Here is an 18891-nt window from a genome sequence, read left to right as displayed (position 1 = left end):
GGTCCGTGGCGGCGGGACCGGGCTCTCCGTGCCGGTCCCGCCGCCGGTCTCCCGCTGGACCCGGCGGTGCCGTCAGCCGCGGAAGTTCTCCGGGCGCTCCGGGGACGCCTCCGCCAGGGCCTTGCGCACGCCTTCGGCGTCGGCCCGCAGGCCGTACACCGGGGTGCCCGGCTGCTGGCGCCAGGAGTCGTCGATGCCGCCGTTGTCGACGGTGTCGAAGCCGAGTTCGTCGATCAGGGCGCGGACCACCCGCTTGGCGGCCTCGTCGTCGCCGGAGACCGGGAGGGCCTGGCGCCCCGGTTCCCCGGCGGGGCGGCCGCGGTCCAGGATGTCCTGGGCGAAGGTGCCGTTGAACGCCTTGATCACGGGGTGGCCGATCTGCCGCTCGGTCCAGCGGCTCTCCGTGATGCCCTCGTCCTCGATGCCGGCGATCCGGCCGTCCCGCTCGCGCGGGTAGTAGTTGTTCGTGTCGATCACGGCGACGTTCGGGGCGGCGCCGTCCAGGAGGCCGGACGGCAGGTCCGGGACCTTCTTCACCGGGACGGTGACCACCACGACCTCCGCACCGCGCGCCGCGTCCCCGGCCCGTACCGGGGTCGCTCCCGTCTCCGCGGCCAGCCCGGCGAGCGTCTCGGGGCCCCGCGAGTTCGCCACGGACACGTCGTGACCGAGTGCGGCCAGCCGCCGGGTGAGGTTGCCGCCGATGTTGCCCGCGCCGATGATGCCGATCTTCATGACACGCCTTTCGAGAGTCCATGCACTTGCATGCATATGCTGCTGTGCGGCGACAACCTCGGGCTTGCGCGGCCTATTCCACGGCCGGTCCGAACGGGTGAGGCACCGGGAACGGTGGGCCGCGTCGCCGGTGTCCGGGTCGGTGGTGCGCAGGCCGGTCAGGGCGAGCAGGTCGATCAGCCCCTCCCGGAGCACCGGCCCGAACCCGGCGAACAGATCGGTGAGCACCGGGTTGTGCGCGGCGGTCACCACGGCCGCGTGGAAGGCGATGTCGGTGTCGACGAAGGCCGCGTCGTCGGCGCTCCCGGCCGCCCGGCGGCCCGCCGGCCCGCCGGCCCGCCGGCGCCGCCTCGATCGCCGCCACGTCGGCCGCGGTGCGGCGCCGCGCGGCGAGCCGGGCCGCGTGCACCCCGACCGCCGTCCGGACCTCGTACACGTCGCTCACCGCGGCCCGGCGCAGCCGCGTCGGCCAGTCCTCGGCGGCCTCGGTGGCGATGACGAAGACGCCCGAGCCCTGCCGGGGCCGGACCGGCCCGGCTGCGGCGAGCGCGCGCAGCGCCTCGCGGACCGTGGAGCGGCCCACGCCCAGCTCCTTGGCCAGGCTCGTCTCACCGGGCAGCCGGGACCGACGGGCCAGGCGCCACCGGCGATCTGCCGGCGTCCGACGCCGGAGCAGACGGCCCGTGCCGACCTGCTGATCGGGATGCCGGGGCCGGCCGCGCACCGGGAGGCCCGCTGGCCCACGCCGTCGCAGAGGCAGCGCGGCCGGACCCTGATCACCCGGGCCCTGATGCCCGAACCCCGGCTCCTGCTGCTCGACGAACCGGCCACCGGCCTGGACCTGCCGGGCCGGGAGCAGTTGCTCGGCGCGCTGGACGCGCTGCGTCGGGCCCGGCCGCGGCCGCGGCCGGCGACCGTCCTCGACACCCATCACCTGGAGGAGCTTCCGGCCGGCACCACCCATGCGCAGCTGCTGCGCGAGGGCCGGCCCCTGGCGCACCGCCCGGCGGCCGAGGTCCTCACCGGCGACCGGGTCGGCACGTGCTTCGACCTGCCGCTGACCCTGGAACGGCACGGCGGCCGCCGGACGGTCCGGGTCGACGCGGGGGCAGCCGACGCCGGCGCACTCGACACCGGGCCACTCGGCGCCGACGCACTCGACACCCGCGCACTCGACACCGGGCCACTCGGCGCCGACGCACTCGACACCCGCGCACTCGACACCGGGCCACTCGGCGCCGGGGCATGAGAAAGGGGCGCCCGCACTCCAGGTGCCGGGCGCCCCTGCGCTCGTGGAACCTACTTGTTCAGGTAGGCCCAGTACTCGTCGAACGACAGGACCTTGTCGCCGTTGAGGTCGCGGGTCTTGATGATGGCCTCGGCCACCGTCTCGGTGACGTTCCAGTCGCCCCCCTGCGCGAGAGCGGACTTGAACTCGGCGGCGGTGATGAACCCGTCACCGTCCGCGTCGATCCGCTCGAAGTGCGCGCGTGCCTCGTCGATGTCCGCCACCGATCCGCCCCTTTTTGTCCGTGTTTCCATTGCCGTACCGGCGTAGTGCCGCAGGCCAGGTTAACGGCCCGGCCAGGCCTTCAGCGCAGCGACCACCCAGCCGAACTCCTCCTGGTACCGCGGCGGCGCCGGAGCGCCCTTGATGATGTTCACCAACTCCCGGTAGCGGGCCACCTCGTTGCCCAGGTCGATCCGGCGCAGCACCGCCACCCGGTCGGTGCCCTCCCCGAACACCTCGGTGAGCACGGCGTCCGCCTCGGGTGCCTCGGGCGTCACCCCGCGCTCGCGGGCCGCGCCGACGACGTCGACCAGCCGGCGGAAGAACCACTGCGAGGCGCCGGCGGGGGTGTCCGGCCCCCGGTCGGCCGCGTTGAACTCGATCATCCTGCGCATCGCCGCCCGGAAGCCCGGGTCCTGCAGCAGTTCGGCCAGCTCCACCCAGGCGTCCACCTGCTCGGGGCCGGGCTCGTCGGGCAGCGCCACCCCGAGGGTCCGGGTGCGCTCCCGGATCCAGGGGTCGGCCGTGTCCAGCCCCTCGAAGATCTCCTCCACGAAGTCGTCCACGATCCGCTGCCGTTCGGCGGCCGACAGCCGTGCCAGTCTGTTCATCAGGGTCATCTCCTCCGCGTTCGAACCGCGTCGCGCCACCGTCGACAGCACCGCACGGGTCACCTTCAGGGAGCGGATCTGCGCGTCCAGCGCCGCCACGTGCGCGTCCGCGACCTCCGCGACGGTCTGCTCGCCGGAGAGCACCGCACGCACGTGCCCGAGACCGAGCCCCAGTTCGCGCAGGGTGCGGATCAGCTCCAGGCGGGCGAACGACTCGGCGTCGTAGAGCCGGTAGCCGCCCGCGGAGCGGGTCACCGGGGTGAGCACGCCCTCGTCGGACCAGTAGCGGATGGTGCGCACGGTCAGCCCGGTGGCCTTCGCCAGCTCGCCGATGGTGAAAAGTCCGGTGCCGTCGTTCGGGGGGTCTGGGGGGCCGCCCCCCGGATAGTGCAGCATGTCTGCGAGTGTGGGCCTTCCAGTGGGTGGAGACTCAAGGAGCACGGTGGCAGAGACCCTGCGGGACATTCTGGACGCGGCGGCCCGGGGTGTCTTCCCGCCGCCGGACGGCCGTACGACGGTCGTGCCGCAGCCGTCCCCCCGGGACGCCGGGGTGCTCTCCTTCTCCGCGCACTCGGTCGTCTTCGTGGACGAGGACCCGGAGTGGGTGTACGACACCCTGCGCGCCGTCCCCAGCGACCCACTGGCCGCGACGATGAACTCGCGCTTCCTCACCGCCCTGATGGACCGCACGGGCCGCGAGCAGGAGACGATCGACGCGCTGCTGGTGGCGGGCCCGCTGCCCGGCCGCCCCGACCTGCCGCTGACCGAGCTCACCGGCCCCGACCACTCCCGGGTCGGCTACGCCCGGGCCCGCCGGGACGAGGTGCGCGCCTGGACGGTGGCGGGCGGGGTGCTGGTGCTGGGCCGGGGTGTCGCGGGGCGCCTGGAGGTGTCGGTTGAGGTGGACCAGGGCGCACGGCAGCGGGGGCTGGGCCGGGCCCTGGTGGCCGCCGCCCGGCAGCTCGCGGACGAACCGCTGTGGGCGCAGGTCGCGCCGGGGAACGCCCGCAGCGTCCGGGCGTTCCAGGCGGCCGGCTATGTGCCGGTGGGCGCCGAGGCGCTGCTGCTCAGGAGCTGAGGCCCGAGGGCCCCGCCGCACCCCGCCTCACCCCGCCTCACCCCGCCTCAGCGGAAGATGCCGGTGTGGCCGAGCGAGTAGCGGCCCGGCTGCGGGTAGACGGCGAGTCCGTGCGGGCCGCTGCCGACGTGGATGCGGGCCAGTTCGGTGCCGGTGCGGGTGTCGATGGCGTACACCTCGGAGTTGTAACGGCCGGACAGCCACAGCACCTTGCCGTCCGCGGAGACCCCGCCCATGTCGGGGCTGCCGCCGCCGGGCAGCCGCCACTTGCCGGTCAGCCGGTTCTGGGCGAAGTCGAAGACCGAGATGGTGCCCTCGCCCCGGTTGGAGACGTACATCACGCGGGAGTCCCGGCTGACGTACAGCCCGTGCGCGCCCTTGCCGGTGGGCAGGAAGGTCGGCTTGGTGAAGGCGTCGCCGTCCAGGATCCACACCCCGTCGGCCATCATGTCGGCGATGTAGAACCGCTTGCCGTCCGGCGAGACCTTGACGTCCTGCGGCATGGCGCCGTGGTACGGCAGCCTCTCCTGCCGGAGCACCTTCATCTGCTCCGTGTCCACCTTGAGCACTTCGCCGCTGAACTCGCAGGAGACGATGAAGTACCGGCCGTCGAGGGAGAAGTCGGCGTGGTTGACGCCGTAGCAGCTGACCGGGACGGCCTTGACGGTCTGCATGGTGTGCGCGTCCCGGAAGACCAGCTGACGGTCGTTGGAGGCCATCACGATCGCGTACTTGCCGTTGGGCGTGAAGTACAGGTTGTACGGGTCGTGCACGGCCACCGGTTTGCCGGCCCGGCCGGTCTTCGGGTCGATGGGGGTGAGGCTGTTGCCCAGGTCGTTGTTGACCCACAGGGTCTTCAGGTCCCAGGACGGCACGACGTGCTGCGGCTGCCGGCCGACCGGGATGGTCCCGATCACCCGGTACGTCTTCGGGTCGATGACCGAGACCGTGTCGGAGTTGGTGTTCGGGACGTAGACCAGGGACGGGAAGCCCTTGACGACGGGCGAGAGGTTGCCGGGGCGGTCGGCTGCGTACACGTCCTTCGGGTCGAGGACCGGGGGCATCCCCGGCAGTGCGTCGACGGCCGGCTCCGCCTTCTTCGCCGGCGGCTGCACGGCCGCGGTGGTGCCGACGGCCGGTGCGGCGGGGCTCCCGGAGTCGCCGCTGCACGCGGGCAGCAGGGCCAGGGCGGCGAGGACGGCACCGGCGGACAGCAGACGGGCGGCGTTCGTGGTTCGCATCAGCTGAGCAGCTCCGTGGTGGTGACCGCGCGCAGTCCACGGCGGTGGAGTTCTTGGAGGACGGCGGGGAGGGCGGCGGCCGTGTCCGGATACCCGAAGTGCATGCTCACCACCGAGCCGCCCGTGACCTCCGCGAGCACCTTGCGGGTGATGGCCGACGCACCGGGCCGGGTGTAGTCGAGCGAGTCGACGTCGTACGACAGCACGTGCGGGTAGCCGGCCTCGGCGGCGAGCCGGGCGACGAGCGGGGAGGCGGTCGGCGCCCTGGAGGGGCGGAACCAGGTCCCGATCGATCCGGTGAGCCGCCTGAGCCGCTCCGCGCAGTCGGTGATCTCCTTGCGGGCGTCCGCCTCCGCCATGGCGTTGATGGAGACGTGCCGCTGGGTGTGGTTGCCCAGGTCGTGGCCGCCGTCCAGGATGCGGCGGGCCATGGCGGGGTGCTCGTCGAGCCAGCTGCCGACGGCCAGCACCGTGAGGTGGGCACCGTGTTGCTCGGCGGTGCCGAGGAGCTGGTCGGCGAGGGCGGGGTCGCCCTGGCCGTGGAAGGTGAGGGCGACGGAGGCGGTGGTGCGGGGGCCGTGGGTGACCTGGAAGGGGAGCGGGGTGGGGGAGGCCGACGGTGAGGCGGGGCTGGGGGTGGCGGGCGGTGCTGCAGTGGCCGTACCGGGGTTGCCGCAACCGGTGATGAGCGCGGCTCCGGCGGTGAAGGCGGCGCTTGCGCGGAGGAGGTCGCGTCGACGGGTGGGGGTCACCTGCACCATTTAAGGGTGCATAGGTAAGAAAGGCAGCTATTGACCCGAAGTGGATTATTTTTGCACGTTTCGGCCGGTGGGGGCTGCTCGCGCAGTTCCTCCCCCAGCCTTCGGCCGGGGGTACCCCCAGCGCCCCCAAGGGGCGCGTTTCGCCGGGCCTATCGATCAGCCACCCGCATCTCGAACCACGTCGTCTTTCCTCTCGGCAGCAGATCCACGCCCCAGCGGTCGGCCAGTTTGTCCACCAGGAACAGGCCGCGGCCGCTGATGTCGGTCTCCTGAACCGGCATCAGGCAGGGCAGGCCGCGCGACGGATCGCGCACCTCCACCCGGATCCAGCCGGGGCGGCGGCGCATCCGCAGGCCGAACACCCGGGCTCCGGTGTGCCGTACGGCGTTGCCCACCAGTTCCGAGACGAGTAAGACCGCGTCCTCCGTCATCTTGGGGCTGAGCCGCCACTGCCGGAGGACGACGACCTGGGCGAGCCGGCGGGCGGTCGCCGCTGACTCGGGGCGGGACGGCAGCGGAACCTCCGCGTCCGTCGGATTGCCGAACAGTTCGATCGCCTTGAGCGCCCGCTCGTCCTCGACCGCAGGCGACCAGCGCGCCGCGGCCGCACGGCTGTGTCCCCGCGGCTGTTCGATGCCCTCCAGCCCCGCCATGCCCCCATCATGGCCGCCGAGAGCGTCCTCCGTGGCCGTTCCCGGGGAATACGCCCCCGCAAAGCTTCCACCCGTCACCGGGCGATCGGCATATGCCATCGGCATTCCGAGCGCGTCGGGATCCGGTCCGACCTGCGAAGACGCCCCATCACCAGGCAATCGCCAGACCCCCTCGACAAGGCGGGCTTACGGTTGCCTTAAGGCTCCCATAATCCGCCCCATCGGGGGACCCGGAATCAGACATCGCGTCAATTGCAAGGGGTTCGGGGCTTTCACAACAGGGCGAAGATCACAGGAACTTGGCCTTGCCCGGCCCCTCCTCGACGAAGCTCCGCATCCCGCGCTCCCGGTCCTCGGTCGCGAACAGCCCCGCGAACCAGTTCCGTTCGACGGCGAGCCCGGTCTCCAGGTCGGTCTCCAGACCGGTGTCGATCGCCTCCTTGGCGGCCCGCAGCGCGATCGCCGGCCCCTGCGCCAGCTTCGCCGCCCAGGCGTGCGCCTCGGTGTAGACGTCGGCGGCGGGCACGACCCGGTCGACGAGTCCGATGGCGAGCGCCTCGTCGGCCTTGACCATACGGCCCGTGAAGATCAGGTCCTTGGCCCGGGACGGGCCGATCAGCCGGGGCAGCCGCTGGGTGCCGCCGGCTCCCGGGACGAGCCCGAGGAGGATCTCGGGCTGCCCGAGCTTGGCGTTGTCGGCGGCGATGCGGTAGTCCGCGCAGAGGGCGAGCTCACAACCGCCGCCGAGCGCGTAGCCGGTGACGGCCGCGACGACCGGCTTGGGGATCCGGGCGACGGCGCTGAAGGAGTCCTGGAGGTCCCGTGAGCGCAGAACCATGGCGGCGTGGTCCATGTTCTGCATTTCCTTGATGTCGGCTCCCGCCGCGAAGACCTTCTCACCGCCGTAGATGACGACGGCACGTACGTCCTCGCGACGGGTGGCCTCGCCCGCCAGCTCCTTGATCCGGTCCTGGGTGGCGACGTCGAGCGCGTTCATGGGCGGCCGGTCGAGGCGGATGGTACCCACGCCTGCCGAGACTTCGAGGGTCACAGTCATGCCTGGCAGGTTAACGCCCGTTCAGCAGCGTGCCCCGTCAGGGGCGCCGGGGGCGCCCCGGCCGAACGCCTACGCGGTCCATTCCTTCCACGACATGTTCCAGCCGTTGAGGCCGTTGTCGGGCGACACGGTCCGGTCGTTGGAGTGCTTCACCGTCACCACGTCCCCGATGATGGAGTGGTCGAAGAACCAGGCAGCGGGCAACGCGCGGTCACCCCCGCCCCGGATGTCGCGAAGCCCCACGCACCCGTGGCTCGCGTTGTAGTTGCCGAAGGCGTCGCCGCCCCAGTAGTTGCCGTGGATGAAGGTGCCGGAGGTGGTCAGGCGCATCGCGTCCGGCACGTCCTTGATGTCGTACTCGCCGCCGTAGCCGACCGTCTCGCCGTTCATGCGGGTCACGCGCAGCTTCTCGCTGATGACCATCTGGCCGTTCCACGTGTCGTAGCCCGGCTTGCCGGTCGTGACCGCCAGGGTCTTCACGACCTTGCCGTCCTGCATGATCTTCATGGTGTGCTTCTTGGCGTCGACGACCGACACCTGGTTGCGGCCGATCGTGAACTTCACGGTCTTGGCCTGCTCGCCGTACACCCCGTCCCGGCCCTCGACGCCGTCGAGGTTGAGGGAGACGGTGACCTTCGTGCCGGACTTCCAGTAGTTCTCGGGGCGGAAGTCGAGCCGGTCGTTGCCGAACCAGTGGCCCTCGACGTCGACGGCGGGCTCGGTCTTGATGGTGATCGCCTTCTCCACCGCGGCCGGGTCGGTGATGCCCCGGGTGAAGTGGACGGAGAACGGCATGCCGACACCGACCGTGGAACCGTCCTCCGGCGTGAAGTAGCCGACGAACGTGTTCTTCGGGGTCAGCGTCGTGAAGCTGGAGTCCTCCGCCGACTCACGGCCGTCGGCGTCCTTCGCGACCGCGTGCACCGTGTACTTCGTGGAGCTGGCGAGGTGCGTCGACGGCGTCCAGCTGGCGCCGTCGGTCGCGATCGCCCCGGCTATCTCCTTGCCCTTGGCGTCCTTGACCTCCACGTCGGTCAGCTTGCCCTGGGCGGCGCTGACCTTGAGCGCCCCGCTGGTGTCCACGCCGGTCGCGCCGGACTTCGGGCTGATGCTGACGGTCGCCACGGACTGCTTGCTCGCCTGGGTGGTGGAGTCCTTGACCTTGCCCTGGTCCGCACCCTTGTCGGAGGAGCCGCCCCCGCCGCAGGCGGTGACGGCCACGAGCAGGACGCCGGCGACGACCGCCATCCCCTGCTTCCGCCGCGTCCCCCGAACCGACGCCCCCGATATCGGCCGCTCGTTCACAGTCGTTCTCCCCTCCCAGGGCCTGGTCAGGCCCACCCCAGCGCGTCAGGCGCGCGCATTGGCGCATAGTAACCGCAGGGTTTTGAGCTTGGTGTTGGGCGAATGTCACCGTTGCGTCGCAACTTCTCGCCCCCACCGCCCCGCCCCCCACCTGGTTACTTGACCGCGCTGCCCGCCTTCCACTCCTTCCACCCCATGTTCCATCCCCCGAGGCCATTGTCGGGAGAGACTGTTTTGTCCTTGCTGTTCACGACTTCGACCACGTCGCCGATGAGGCTGCGGTCGTAGAACCAGCCCGCGGGCGTGTCCGAGCTGCCGCCCTTCACGTCGCGCAGCCCCACGCAGCCGTGGCTGACGTTGACGCGGCCGGGGGCGTCCGGCGCCCAGTAGTTGCCGTGCAGGAAGGTGCCGGAGTCGGTCAGCTTGAGGGCGTGCGGGACGTCGGGGATGTCGTACTCGCCGCCGAAGCCGACGGTGCGGCTGTTCATGCGGGTCACGTCGTGCATCTCCATCACCACCATCTTCCCGTTGTAGGTGGTGTGCTCGGGCGCCCCCGCGGTGATCGGCACGGTGGCGAGCAGCTCGCCGTCCCGACGGACCTCCATCGTGTGGGCGGCCGCGTCGACGAGAGAGACCTGGCTGCGTCCGACGGTGAAGGTGAACGTCTTGGACTGGAGGCCGTAGACACCGGGGGCGCCCTCGACGTCACGGAGGTTCAGGCCGACCGTGACGACCGTGCCGGGCTGCCAGTAGCGCTCGGGGCGGAAGTCGAGGCGGTTCTTGCCGAACCAGTGCGGCCGGATCTCGACCGCGGGCTTGGCGGTGACCTGGACGGCGCGTTCGACGGCGGCGCGGTTGTCGATGTCGCGGCTGAAGGCGAGGGAGACGATCATGCCGGTGCCGACGGTGGCCCGGTTCTCCGGGGTGACGTAGCCGATGAAGCGTTCGTCGGGGACCAGGGTGGTGAAGGTGGTGTGGCGGGCCGAGCGGTGGCCGTCGCCGTCGACGGCCACCGCGTCGACGGTGTACTTGGCGGCGAGCGCGAGTTTCGGGTCGTCCGGCCGCCAGATCGTGCCGCCGCCGGCGATGTGCCCGGGGACCGGGGAGTCCTGGGCGTCCTGGGACCTGACGACGTGGACGGATTCCAGGCGGCCGCCGGGCACCCGGACCATCAGCGGTCCGTTGGGCCGTACGGCCCTGGTGCCGTCGTCCGGGGAGATGCGGATGACGTCCTCGGGGGCCGCGGGTCTGCCGCCGAGGACGTGGTCGATGCCGAGCCCGTGCCTGCCGTCCGAGGAGCAGCCGGCGGCTCCCGCCAGCAGCGCCGCCCATGTCAGTACCGCGGCCAACGCGGCCCCCGCGCGCCGTGCGCGCCCTTGTGGATGCCTCACGTGCGGCTCAACGAGCGGGCATGCCCCTGGGAAACGTGAGTGCGACGCCGGCACTGGGCAGAACAGAGGGAAGGACGACGAGCTGGGGAGCCGCCGTGCCCGTGCGCGAGCCGTCGCGGGCACGTCCGTAGCGAGCCGCCGACCGTGCCCGGGACCGGGAGTCCGGGCGCCGTCGGCCGCTCGGACGCGGGTGCGTGCGCCCCGGTGGTCGGCGAGCCGCGGGACACAAAAAGGGGCCGACAGGTGACGAGCGCAGCCGAGCAGCAGGGGGCACCGGCGCGGGCGCCGAGGGCGGACGGCGCCACGGCGCACGCCCCCGCGGTGAACGGAACGCCCCTCCCCGTCCCGGCGGCCTGGCCGGGGGCGTCGACACCGCTCGGCGCCCGGTTCCGGGTCGGGCCCGACGGGGTGGCGGGCACCAACTTCGCGCTGTGGGCGGCCGGCGCGGAGGCGGTCCGGCTCTGCCTCTTCGACGAGCAGGGGCGGGAGACCCGCATCCCGCTGACCGAACTCACGCACGAGATCTGGCACGGGTTCGTGCCCGGCGTGCTGCCGGGACAGCGGTACGGCTACCGGGTCGACGGCCGCTGGGACCCGTGGACCGGCGCCCGCTGGAACCCGGCGAAGCTGCTCCTGGACCCGTACGCGCGGGCGGTGGACGGCGAGTTCACGCTGCCGCCCGAGGTGTACGGGCACGTCCGGGACTGGCCCGACCAGCAGGTCGCCGACACCGTCCGCGACGACCGCGACTCGGCGCCGTACGTTCCGAAGGGCGTGGTCGTCCACGACGACGACGACTGGTCCGACGACCACCGCCCCAAGACCCCGTGGGCGGACTCCGTCATCTACGAGCTGCACGTGCGCGGCTTCACCAGACTGCACCCGGGGATACCCGAGGAACTCCGCGGCACCTACGCGGGCCTGGCCCACCCGGCCGCGATCGACCACCTCGTCGGCCTCGGCGTGACGGCCGTCGAACTCCTCCCCGTCCACCAGTTCGCCCACGAGGACCACCTGCTCAGGCGCGGCCTGAAGAACTACTGGGGCTACAACTCCATCGGCTACTTCGCGCCGCACGCGGCCTACGCCGCCTCCGGTACGACCGGACAGCAGGTCGGCGAGTTCAAGCGGATGGTGCGGGCGCTGCACGCGGCCGGGATCGAGGTCATCCTCGACGTGGTCTACAACCACACCGCGGAGGCGGGCGAGCTGGGCCCGACGCTCTCCCTGAAGGGCATCGACAACCGGGGCTACTACCGCCTCCAGGACCATGACGCCCGGCGCTTCGCCGACTACACCGGCTGCGGCAACACCCTGCACGTGGTCCGCCCGCACGTGCTGCGTCTGATCACGGACTCCCTCCGCTACTGGGTCACCGAGATGGGCGTGGACGGCTTCCGCTTCGACCTCGCCGCGGCGCTGGCCCGCTCGATGCACGACGTCGACATGCTCTCCCCCTTCCTGGCGGTCATCGCCCAGGACCCGGTGCTGCGCCGGGTGAAGCTCATCGCCGAGCCGTGGGACGTGGGCTCCGGCGGCTACCAGGTCGGCGCCTTCCCACCCCTGTGGACCGAGTGGAACGACCGCTACCGCGACGCCGTGCGCGACTTCTGGCGCGGCGCCCTCCCGGACGTGCGCGACCTCGGCTACCGCCTGTCCGGCTCCAGCGACCTCTACGCCTGGGGCGGCCGCCGCCCCTACGCCTCCGTCAACTTCGTCACCGCGCACGACGGTTACACCCTGCGCGACCTGGTGTCGTACGAGCGCAAGCACAACGAGGCCAACGGCGAGCAGAACCGCGACGGCTCCGGCGACAACCGGTCCTGGAACTGCGGCGCGGAGGGCGAGACGGACGACGCGGACGTACAGGCCCTCCGCCGGCGCCAGCTCCGCAACCTCCTCACCACCCTTCTCCTGTCGACCGGTGTCCCGATGCTGGTCGCCGGCGACGAACTGGGCCGCACCCAGGGCGGCAACAACAACGCCTACTGCCAGGACAACGACATCAGCTGGCTGGACTGGAGCCTGCTCGACGACCCCGCCTGGCGGCCCCTGTTCGACCTCACGTCCCGTCTCATCCGGCTCCGCCACCGCCACCCGGTGCTGCGCCGCCGCGCCTTCTTCTCGGGCCGCGCGCACTCGGCGGACGGCCTGCGCGACCTGGCCTGGTTCACGGCCCACGGCGAGGAGATGACCGCGGGCGACTGGTACGCGCCCGCCGCCACCCTCGGCATGTTCCTCTCCGGCCGGGACATACCCGGCCGCGACGACCGCGGCGCCCCGGTCCTCGACGACAGCTTCCTGACCGTCCTGCACGCCGGCGCCCACCCCACCCGGTTCACCCTGCCGGGCCCGCCCTGGGCCCGGCGCTACGAAGTACTGATCGACACCTCCCTGGAGGACCAGCGCACGGAACCCCAGGTCGTCCACGAGGCGGGAACACCCGTCCCGGTACCGGCCCGGACAGTCCTCTTCCTGAAAGTGACCGACTGACACCCCGGGGCGGAGGATCGCCGCCGCCGCTGTCCCGCACCCCGACTAGGCTCTGGGCCGAGGTCGAGCCGACCGCCGACCGGCGCGGTCGCCGCCGTACCGAAGAGGGAGCCATGTGGCGAAGGCTGGCCAGTGCGGTGGCCGCTCTGCTCGTGTTGTTCGTCGGCAGTCTTGCCTTCAACGCGGCCTCCGGACAGAGCCGTTGGCCGGGACCGTTGGATTTCGTGCGGGTTCACCCGTGGGTCGTGTTGGTCCTCCTGATCCCCCTGGCGCTGGTCGGGCTGGGGCAGCCCCCGCGGCCCGGCCGCAGGCCGGATCCCCTGCCGCCCACGGCACACCGGCTGCCTCCGCGCAATTCCAACTTCACCGGTCGTGACGCCACGCTGCAGGAGGTACGTCAACGACTCACCTCGGCGGACGACGTGGCGATGCTGGTCGTGCACGGGATGGGAGGCGTCGGCAAGACTCAGCTCGCGGTGGAGTACGCCTACCGCTACCTGTCGAAGTACCGGTTCGTGGCGTTCCTGGACGCCGAGGCTCCCGACCTGGTCGCGCCGCAGTTCGTGTCACTGGCCGGGGAGCTGGGGCTGGCGGACGTGAACTCCGAGCAGGCGATCCCACGGGTGTACGGCAATCTGGTAGACCGCAGGCCCTGGTTGATCGTCTTCGACAACGCGGAGAAGCCGGGCACGCTCACGCACGCACTGCCGTCGGGGGGCCTGGCGGGCAACGGCCATGTCATCGTCACGACCAGGGTGAGCGGCTGGTCGGGCAGCGCCGGTGTCGTCGATCTCGAGGTGTTCACGAGGCAGGAGTCGACGAAGCTCCTGGTCCGTCGGGTACCCGGCATGACCGAGGCCCTGGCGGACCGGATCGCCGAGCAACTGGGCGACCTGCCACTGGCGTTGGAACAGGCGGCCGGATACATGGGCTACAACCGGACGACGCCCGAAAGGTACCGGGACCTGCTGGGGTCGCACCTGGAGGACATGATCGGGCAGGGCGAGCCGAGCGACCGGCCCGCAGTGGTCGTCGCTTCCCTGTGGCGGCTCAGTGTGGAACGGCTGGAGACGGAACAGCCGCAGTCTGTCCGCCTGTTGGAGCTCTGCGCCCTGCTGGCACCGGAGCCGGTCCCGCTGGACCTGTTCACCGGCAGTCCGGAAATGCTGGACGGAACACCGGCCGACGCGCTGACGTGGGACACGACCGTCGGTGCCCTCGCCGGACTCGGTCTCGCGAGGCGCGGGGAGGCATCCCTGTCGGTGCACCGCCTGGTGCAGGCCGCCGTCAGGGCCGCGATGCCGGCAGAGGCGCACACCGACGCCCGGGCCCGACTGTCTCGTGCGCTGCTCGCGGCCCTACCGGACGACCTCCACAGCGACCCGGACGCCCGGCCGCGGTGGCAGCAACTACTCCCGCACGTCATCGCCGTGACCAGGGACGATCCACCGGCCGAGTGCGCCGCCGAGACGGCGGTACTACTGAGGCTGGCATCGGAGTTCCTCGTCCAGATCGGGGACTTCTCGATGGCCCTGCCTCTGTGTGAGCGCGCCCTGGCGCTCGACGAGTCGATCGAGGGGCGGGGCACCGAAGTTGGCTTCGATCTGATCACCCTGGCGCAGATCCACCGGGACCTCGGCGCACCGGAGACATCACGCCGACTGGCGGAACGCGCGCTGACCGTGCACGAGTCCTGTCTGCCGGCGGACAGTCCCGCCATCGCGACCGACCTGGCCACGCTCGCGCGGACGCTGTGCATCCTCGGTAAGCAGGAGGCAGCGCGGCCACTGGCCGAACGGGCGCTGCGCATCGACGAGGCGGCGTACGGGCCGGACGACCCGTACGTGAGCTTCGACCTGATCGCGCTGGCGAACGTCCACGTCGACCTCGGCGACCACGCGAGTGCCGCACCGCTCATCTCGCGCGCGTTGCGCATCCGCGAGGCGAAGTACGCGCCGGACCACCTGTACATCGGGTACGTCCTGCTGTTCCAGGCCCGGGTCCTGCACGCGTTGGACGACACGACCGCGGCGGAGCCGGCGCGCCGGGGTGCGCAGATCCTGCACACCCGACTGGGCAGGACCCACCCCAAGACCGAGGATGCGTTCGCTTTGGTCAGCAGCCTGCAAGGCGGGACGCGCTAGCCCAGAATCCCCACTGACCGATTGCACCCACCCCTCGTCCAATACAGCTTCAGCGGCGCACAGCACGCGGCCCCCGACTGTGCGACTTGCCACACAGCCGGGGCCTTGACCGTCCCTTCGAAGAGGCGGGCAAGGGTCTGGCAGTGCCGCCCATGCACCTCTTACAGCGCAGCGGAGCGGCGGCCATCGGGAGGGGTGCAGTCAGCGCGCGTTGGGCGTAGTCCGGACGGTTTCCTGCCCGGCATACGGGTTGCCGTTGCCAGGTGTGACTCGCCAGAAGGTCTCCGTCATGGCCTTGAACTGACGATGTGCCGGATTCTGGCCCGTATGCTTCAGCGCCCAGATCTCAACCGGCAAACGCTCGTCGTCGGTTGGCTGCGCTTGCGCCCCGCAGGTGAGGCACTCAGCCGAGTGGATGGCCGACGGAGCACCCTCTGCGGTATCGGCCCCGAGACTCCATTCGGCGGCGGTGATGATCGCGCGCATCACAGTTCCCCCCTGCTGCGCCGATTGGCTTCGGTCACGAGCGCATGCATCCTGTTGCGACTGCCGGGTGCGGTGCAGTACGGGCACGTGCAGGGCGGGTATCCGCTGGAGAGATCCGGCATGTCCGACGGTTTCACGGTGCGCTTGCTGCGCACCTGCGTGCGAGCGCCGGTCTCCGGGTTGACCCTGTAGACCTCGATCGTCATCACTGGGCGCGCTCCCAAGGGTCTACCCCGGCGCCTTCGGTGCTGTTCCTGGGCGCCTCACACTGCGCGTCGACATAGGGCCGGACACGAGGTCCCGCACACTCCCACGCAGCCCACGCCGCTTCCGCCTCCCAGTCGCTCAGCACGAACCACTCGGCGCGTCCGTACCGCTGAGACGGATACGGCGTCCATGCGTGCCGGTCCACCCACCGACTGCGAGCGATGACCAGCCGCGTCCTCCAGACGTCCGGCGCGGAGCGCCTGCGGGATGCCCTGGGCAGTGCGGGGGGCATGTAGGCGGCAGCGTGCTTGCCGCGCGTACGGCGCCCGAACAGGACGGCTCTCATCCATTCGAGTGCCTGTGATAGGGAGGACACTGTCAGCGCTCCTCTGAAGCGTTGGCCACGCCCCGGGACCGTTCGCGCGGTCGCCGGGGTCTCTTGCGTGCTCAATCGTCCTGACCTCGGGTGGCCGTATCGCCGGACATGGAAGGACAGTTGGGCCAGTTGGGCGGTAGCGTTGAAAACGCCCAAACGTCCAGAGGAGGGGACTTGAACCAATCCCTACGGTCAGCTATGCACGACGCCGGACTGTCCCCGCGACAGCTTGCGGTCCGTGTGGGAGTCGCGAGCAAGACCATTGAACGTTGGGTCGCGGATGAGAACCTAATTCCGCATGCTCGAAACAGAGCAGACGCCGCCGAAGCGCTGAAAGTAGATGAGGAAATGCTCTGGCCCCAGGCAGTTAAGAACCGCCTAAAAACAGCCGAGGACCTGGAAATCGTGCGAACTTACCCCTACCGCTCCGCCTGCCCGTCAACGGTCTGGCGCGAGCTTGTGGCCAGCACGAAAGAAGATCTGTTCTTCGCCGGATACACGAACTACTTCCTGTTCATCGAACAGCCCAACTTCGTAGCCACACTGCGCAAAAAGCTCGAAAGCGGGTGCCGGGTCCGCTTCCTTCTGGGCGACCCCGAAGGTGAAACCACACGCCAGCGTGAAGCTATCGAAGATGTTGCCCTGTCTGTCTCCACACGCATCCGCATCACGCTGGAGAATCTACGCAAGTTGAGCGGAGCGGAAAATCTGGAAACGCGTTTCAGTATCTCCGAAGATGCAGCGAATCACGTGAGCCTATCTGTGTTCCGGTTCGATTCCCAGGCTCTCGTAACACCTCACCTCGCTAGGCTTGTGGGCCACGACTCCCCTCTGCTGCATCTGCGTCGACGCGACCAAGACGGGCTATTCGATCGGTTCACCGAGCACGCCGAAGAACTCTGGTCGCGGGCAACACCCGTTGGTTTTTGACGGCGAGACGGAATTGGCGCTAGCCCAGAATCCCCCGCTGGTACCCCGTCGCCACCGCTGCCGCGCGGTCGTTGACGCCCAGTTTGGTGTAGAGGTGGGTGAGGTGGGTCTTGACGGTGGCCTCGCTGATGAAGAGTTCGCGGGCGATCTCGCGGTTGGAGGTGCCGCGGGCGACGAGGGTGAGGACTTCGCGTTCGCGGGCGGAGAGTGGCTCGTTGGCGGGGGCGGTGGGGGTGCGGACGGCGGAGACCAGGCGGGTGGCGACGGCCGGGGAGAGGACGGTGCGGCCCTGGGCGGCGGCGCGGACGGCGGTGAAGAGCTCCTCGCGCGGGGCGTCCTTGAGGAGGTAGCCGGTCGCGCCCGCCTCGATCGCGGGGAGGGTGTCGGAGTCGGTGTCGTACGTGGTGAGGACGAGGACCTTGGCGCGGGCGCCGCGCCGGGTGAGTTCGCGGATGGCGTCGACCCCGCCGCCGCCCGGCATGCGGAGGTCCATGAGGACCACGTCGGGGTCGAGGGTGCCGGCGAGTGTGACGGCTTCGGTGCCGTTGGACGCCTCGCCGAGGACCGTGAAGCCGGCGGCGGACTCGAACATGCCGCGCAGGCCGTCACGGACCACCGGGTGGTCGTCGACGATGAGCAGCGAGATCGGGGGCTCAGTTGTCATGGCGGACCAACGGTACGCGCGCCGACAGCGCGGTGCCGAGCCCCGGTTCGGACTCCACGGTCAGGGAGCCGGCGATGCGCTCGGCGCGGGCGCGCATGCCGTCCAGGCCGAAGCCGCCGGCGCGGGTGCGGGCGGGCACGGTGAGCAGGTCGAAGCCGGTGCCGTCGTCACGGATGTCGAGGATGACCTCGCCGCCCGGGAAGTCGCCCAGGTAGGACAGGGTGACGCCGACGCGGGAGGCCCGCGCGTGCCGGGCGGCGTTGGAGAGGGCCTCCTGGAGGATCCGCAGGAGGGTGGCCGCGACTTCCCCGTGCAGTTGCTCGGCGGTGCCGGTGACGGTGAAGTCGGCCCGTATGCCGGTGCGTTCGCCCCACTCGGCGACCGTCTTCTGCAGTGCCTCGGGCAGCCCGTCGTGCTCCAGCGCGACCGGGGCCAGGTTGTGCACGGAGCGGCGGGCCTCCCCCAGGCTGTGCCGGGCCAGCGCGAGGGCACGGCCCACGTGGTCCTCGGCCACCGCCGGATCGGGGGTGTTGGCGACGACCTGGAGCTGGGCGATGATCCCGGCCAGGCCCTGGGCGATGGTGTCGTGGATCTCGGCGGCGAGTCGGCGCCGCTCGTCGGCGACCCCGGCCTCCCGCGCCTGGAGGAGGAGCTGGGCGTGCAGCGCCGCGTTCTCGTCCAGGGCCTGACGCAGGGCGGCGATGGTCTCGGTGCGTTCGAGGGACCGCTTCTTCTCCTGCTCGTCGAGGTGGGCGATCCCCACCTGGAGGGCGGAGTTGACGGCCAGCAGCACGCCGAAGAGGACCCACTGGAGCGCGCTCCGGAACGGCATCCCGCCCGTCTGCGCACCGGCCACGGTGACCGCGCTCGCCAGCAGCCCGAGCCGCCGCCACCGGCGCGGCAGCAGTTCGTCGGCGTCCATGTAGCCGGACGCGGCGTAGAACGCGAAGAACGGGTTGAGCCAGGTGAGCGCGAAGGCGAGGGCCCAGCGGACGACGTAGTACAGGCTGCCGGCCGGGGAGGGCGTACGGCCGCGGCCGGGACGGCGGGACCGGGTGCCGTGCCACCACAGCTGGACCACGACCGCGGCGGCGACCAGGGACCAGCCGGTGTACCACGTGGCCGCGCTCGTGTGCGGGTCGGCGGAGGCGACCCCGAGGACGAGGCTGACGCCGAGGAACCCGTACGGCGCCCAGGTGTGCAGTTGCTCCCAGCGCCGGTCGATCCGGTTGTCGTCCGCGGTCATGTC

The 18891-nt window shown here is 71.2% G+C and carries 17 protein-coding genes and 1 pseudogene; 5 read left to right on the top strand and 13 right to left on the bottom strand.

Translation table 11 applies throughout. From position 1 onward, the window contains the following. Window positions 1-72 precede the first annotated feature (72 nt). A complete protein-coding gene (locus AB0472_RS34645; protein ID WP_366362551.1) occupies window positions 73-771 on the bottom strand; it encodes an NAD(P)-binding domain-containing protein in 699 nt (232 codons plus the stop codon). Between the two features lie 622 nt (window positions 772-1393). Here AB0472_RS34645 and AB0472_RS34640 point away from each other — a divergent pair. Beyond that, window positions 1394-1984: pseudogene (locus tag AB0472_RS34640) on the top strand (hypothetical protein); the annotation flags it as partial. A gap of 50 nt (window positions 1985-2034) precedes the next feature. Here AB0472_RS34640 and AB0472_RS34635 read toward each other — a convergent pair. Together AB0472_RS34635 and AB0472_RS34630 are read right to left on the bottom strand one after the other, a co-directional pair. Beyond that, window positions 2035-2247 carry an EF-hand domain-containing protein gene (locus tag AB0472_RS34635; RefSeq protein WP_366362459.1) on the bottom strand — a complete coding sequence of 71 codons (213 nt, stop codon included), beginning with the start codon at window positions 2245-2247 and terminating at the stop codon, window positions 2035-2037. Window positions 2248-2307: 60 nt separating this feature from the next. Then, window positions 2308-3252 (bottom strand): MerR family transcriptional regulator, encoded by a 945-nt coding sequence (locus AB0472_RS34630; RefSeq protein ID WP_366362457.1) that lies wholly within the window; start codon window positions 3250-3252, stop codon window positions 2308-2310. Here AB0472_RS34630 and AB0472_RS34625 point away from each other — a divergent pair. Continuing rightward, a complete protein-coding gene (locus AB0472_RS34625; protein ID WP_366362456.1) occupies window positions 3251-3934 on the top strand; it encodes a GNAT family N-acetyltransferase in 684 nt (227 codons plus the stop codon). The two genes, AB0472_RS34630 and AB0472_RS34625, sit on opposite strands and share 2 nt — an antisense overlap. A gap of 47 nt (window positions 3935-3981) precedes the next feature. Here the strand turns inward: AB0472_RS34625 and AB0472_RS34620 are convergent, their stop codons facing one another. The 6 genes from AB0472_RS34620 to AB0472_RS34595 form a co-directional block, all read right to left on the bottom strand. Then, window positions 3982-5175: a hypothetical protein gene (locus AB0472_RS34620; protein WP_366362454.1), complete on the bottom strand. Its 1194-nt coding sequence runs from the start codon at window positions 5173-5175 to the stop codon at window positions 3982-3984. After that, window positions 5175-5936, bottom strand: a complete 762-nt coding sequence (locus AB0472_RS34615) for a polysaccharide deacetylase family protein (protein WP_366362453.1) — start codon at window positions 5934-5936, stop codon at window positions 5175-5177. The genes AB0472_RS34620 and AB0472_RS34615 overlap by 1 nt, the downstream gene beginning before the upstream one ends. Window positions 5937-6085: 149 nt before the next feature. Then, a complete protein-coding gene (locus AB0472_RS34610; RefSeq protein WP_177232932.1) occupies window positions 6086-6589 on the bottom strand; it encodes an ATP-binding protein in 504 nt (167 codons plus the stop codon). A 289-nt stretch (window positions 6590-6878) separates the two neighbouring features. Then, on the bottom strand, window positions 6879-7646 hold the full coding sequence (locus tag AB0472_RS34605) for an enoyl-CoA hydratase-related protein (protein ID WP_366362452.1): 768 nt from the start codon (window positions 7644-7646) through the stop codon (window positions 6879-6881). Between the two features lie 69 nt (window positions 7647-7715). Beyond that, a complete protein-coding gene (locus AB0472_RS34600) occupies window positions 7716-8894 on the bottom strand; it encodes an Ig-like domain-containing protein (RefSeq protein WP_366362451.1) in 1179 nt (392 codons plus the stop codon). A gap of 212 nt (window positions 8895-9106) precedes the next feature. Then, on the bottom strand, window positions 9107-10342 hold the full coding sequence (locus AB0472_RS34595) for an Ig-like domain-containing protein (RefSeq protein ID WP_366362449.1): 1236 nt from the start codon (window positions 10340-10342) through the stop codon (window positions 9107-9109). Window positions 10343-10663: 321 nt separating this feature from the next. Here AB0472_RS34595 and glgX point away from each other — a divergent pair, with 321 nt between their 5' ends. Next, window positions 10664-12835, top strand: a complete 2172-nt coding sequence (glgX, locus tag AB0472_RS34590; protein WP_366362549.1) for a glycogen debranching protein GlgX — start codon at window positions 10664-10666, stop codon at window positions 12833-12835. 245 nt (window positions 12836-13080) lie between these two features. Beyond that, window positions 13081-14979 carry an FxSxx-COOH system tetratricopeptide repeat protein gene (fxsT, locus tag AB0472_RS34585; protein WP_366362447.1) on the top strand — a complete coding sequence of 633 codons (1899 nt, stop codon included), beginning with the start codon at window positions 13081-13083 and terminating at the stop codon, window positions 14977-14979. 201 nt (window positions 14980-15180) lie between these two features. Here the strand turns inward: fxsT and AB0472_RS34580 are convergent, their stop codons facing one another. Then, complete coding sequence (locus AB0472_RS34580; RefSeq protein WP_366362445.1) at window positions 15181-15465, bottom strand: hypothetical protein; 285 nt, start codon at window positions 15463-15465, stop codon at window positions 15181-15183. Beyond that, a complete protein-coding gene (locus tag AB0472_RS34575; RefSeq protein ID WP_366362443.1) occupies window positions 15465-15671 on the bottom strand; it encodes a hypothetical protein in 207 nt (68 codons plus the stop codon). The genes AB0472_RS34580 and AB0472_RS34575 overlap by 1 nt, the downstream gene beginning before the upstream one ends. 617 nt (window positions 15672-16288) lie before the next feature. Here AB0472_RS34575 and AB0472_RS34570 point away from each other — a divergent pair. Further along, a complete protein-coding gene (locus AB0472_RS34570) occupies window positions 16289-16978 on the top strand; it encodes an XRE family transcriptional regulator (protein ID WP_366362441.1) in 690 nt (229 codons plus the stop codon). 19 nt (window positions 16979-16997) lie between these two features. Here the strand turns inward: AB0472_RS34570 and AB0472_RS34565 are convergent, their stop codons facing one another. Together AB0472_RS34565 and AB0472_RS34560 are read right to left on the bottom strand one after the other, a co-directional pair. Further along, window positions 16998-17642 carry a response regulator transcription factor gene (locus tag AB0472_RS34565; RefSeq protein WP_366362439.1) on the bottom strand — a complete coding sequence of 215 codons (645 nt, stop codon included), beginning with the start codon at window positions 17640-17642 and terminating at the stop codon, window positions 16998-17000. Then, entirely contained in the window at window positions 17632-18888 is a 1257-nt protein-coding gene (locus AB0472_RS34560; protein WP_366362438.1) for a sensor histidine kinase, read from the bottom strand. Before AB0472_RS34560 ends, AB0472_RS34565 begins: the two co-directional genes overlap by 11 nt. Window positions 18889-18891: the final 3 nt, after the last annotated feature.

This window comes from Streptomyces sp. NPDC086777 (genome assembly GCF_040702065.1).
GTDB lineage: Bacteria > Actinomycetota > Actinomycetes > Streptomycetales > Streptomycetaceae > Streptomyces.
The sequence above is the reverse complement of the archived record's forward strand: the minus strand, read 5'-3'. Positions and strand labels throughout refer to the sequence as shown.

Coding starts and splice junctions, on each gene's coding strand:
- AB0472_RS34560 (WP_366362438.1), bottom strand. CDS start 18,888: ATGACCGCGGACGACAACCGGATCGACCGGCGCTGGGAGCAACTGCAC.
- AB0472_RS34605 (WP_366362452.1), bottom strand. CDS start 7,646: ATGACTGTGACCCTCGAAGTCTCGGCAGGCGTGGGTACCATCCGCCTC.
- AB0472_RS34630 (WP_366362457.1), bottom strand. CDS start 3,252: ATGCTGCACTATCCGGGGGGCGGCCCCCCAGACCCCCCGAACGACGGC.
- AB0472_RS34565 (WP_366362439.1), bottom strand. CDS start 17,642: ATGACAACTGAGCCCCCGATCTCGCTGCTCATCGTCGACGACCACCCG.
- AB0472_RS34625 (WP_366362456.1), top strand. CDS start 3,251: ATGTCTGCGAGTGTGGGCCTTCCAGTGGGTGGAGACTCAAGGAGCACG.
- AB0472_RS34620 (WP_366362454.1), bottom strand. CDS start 5,175: ATGCGAACCACGAACGCCGCCCGTCTGCTGTCCGCCGGTGCCGTCCTC.
- AB0472_RS34615 (WP_366362453.1), bottom strand. CDS start 5,936: ATGGTGCAGGTGACCCCCACCCGTCGACGCGACCTCCTCCGCGCAAGC.
- AB0472_RS34575 (WP_366362443.1), bottom strand. CDS start 15,671: ATGACGATCGAGGTCTACAGGGTCAACCCGGAGACCGGCGCTCGCACG.
- AB0472_RS34580 (WP_366362445.1), bottom strand. CDS start 15,465: ATGCGCGCGATCATCACCGCCGCCGAATGGAGTCTCGGGGCCGATACC.
- AB0472_RS34600 (WP_366362451.1), bottom strand. CDS start 8,894: ATGGCGGTCGTCGCCGGCGTCCTGCTCGTGGCCGTCACCGCCTGCGGC.
- AB0472_RS34645 (WP_366362551.1), bottom strand. CDS start 771: ATGCATGCAAGTGCATGGACTCTCGAAAGGCGTGTCATGAAGATCGGC.
- AB0472_RS34610 (WP_177232932.1), bottom strand. CDS start 6,589: ATGGCGGGGCTGGAGGGCATCGAACAGCCGCGGGGACACAGCCGTGCG.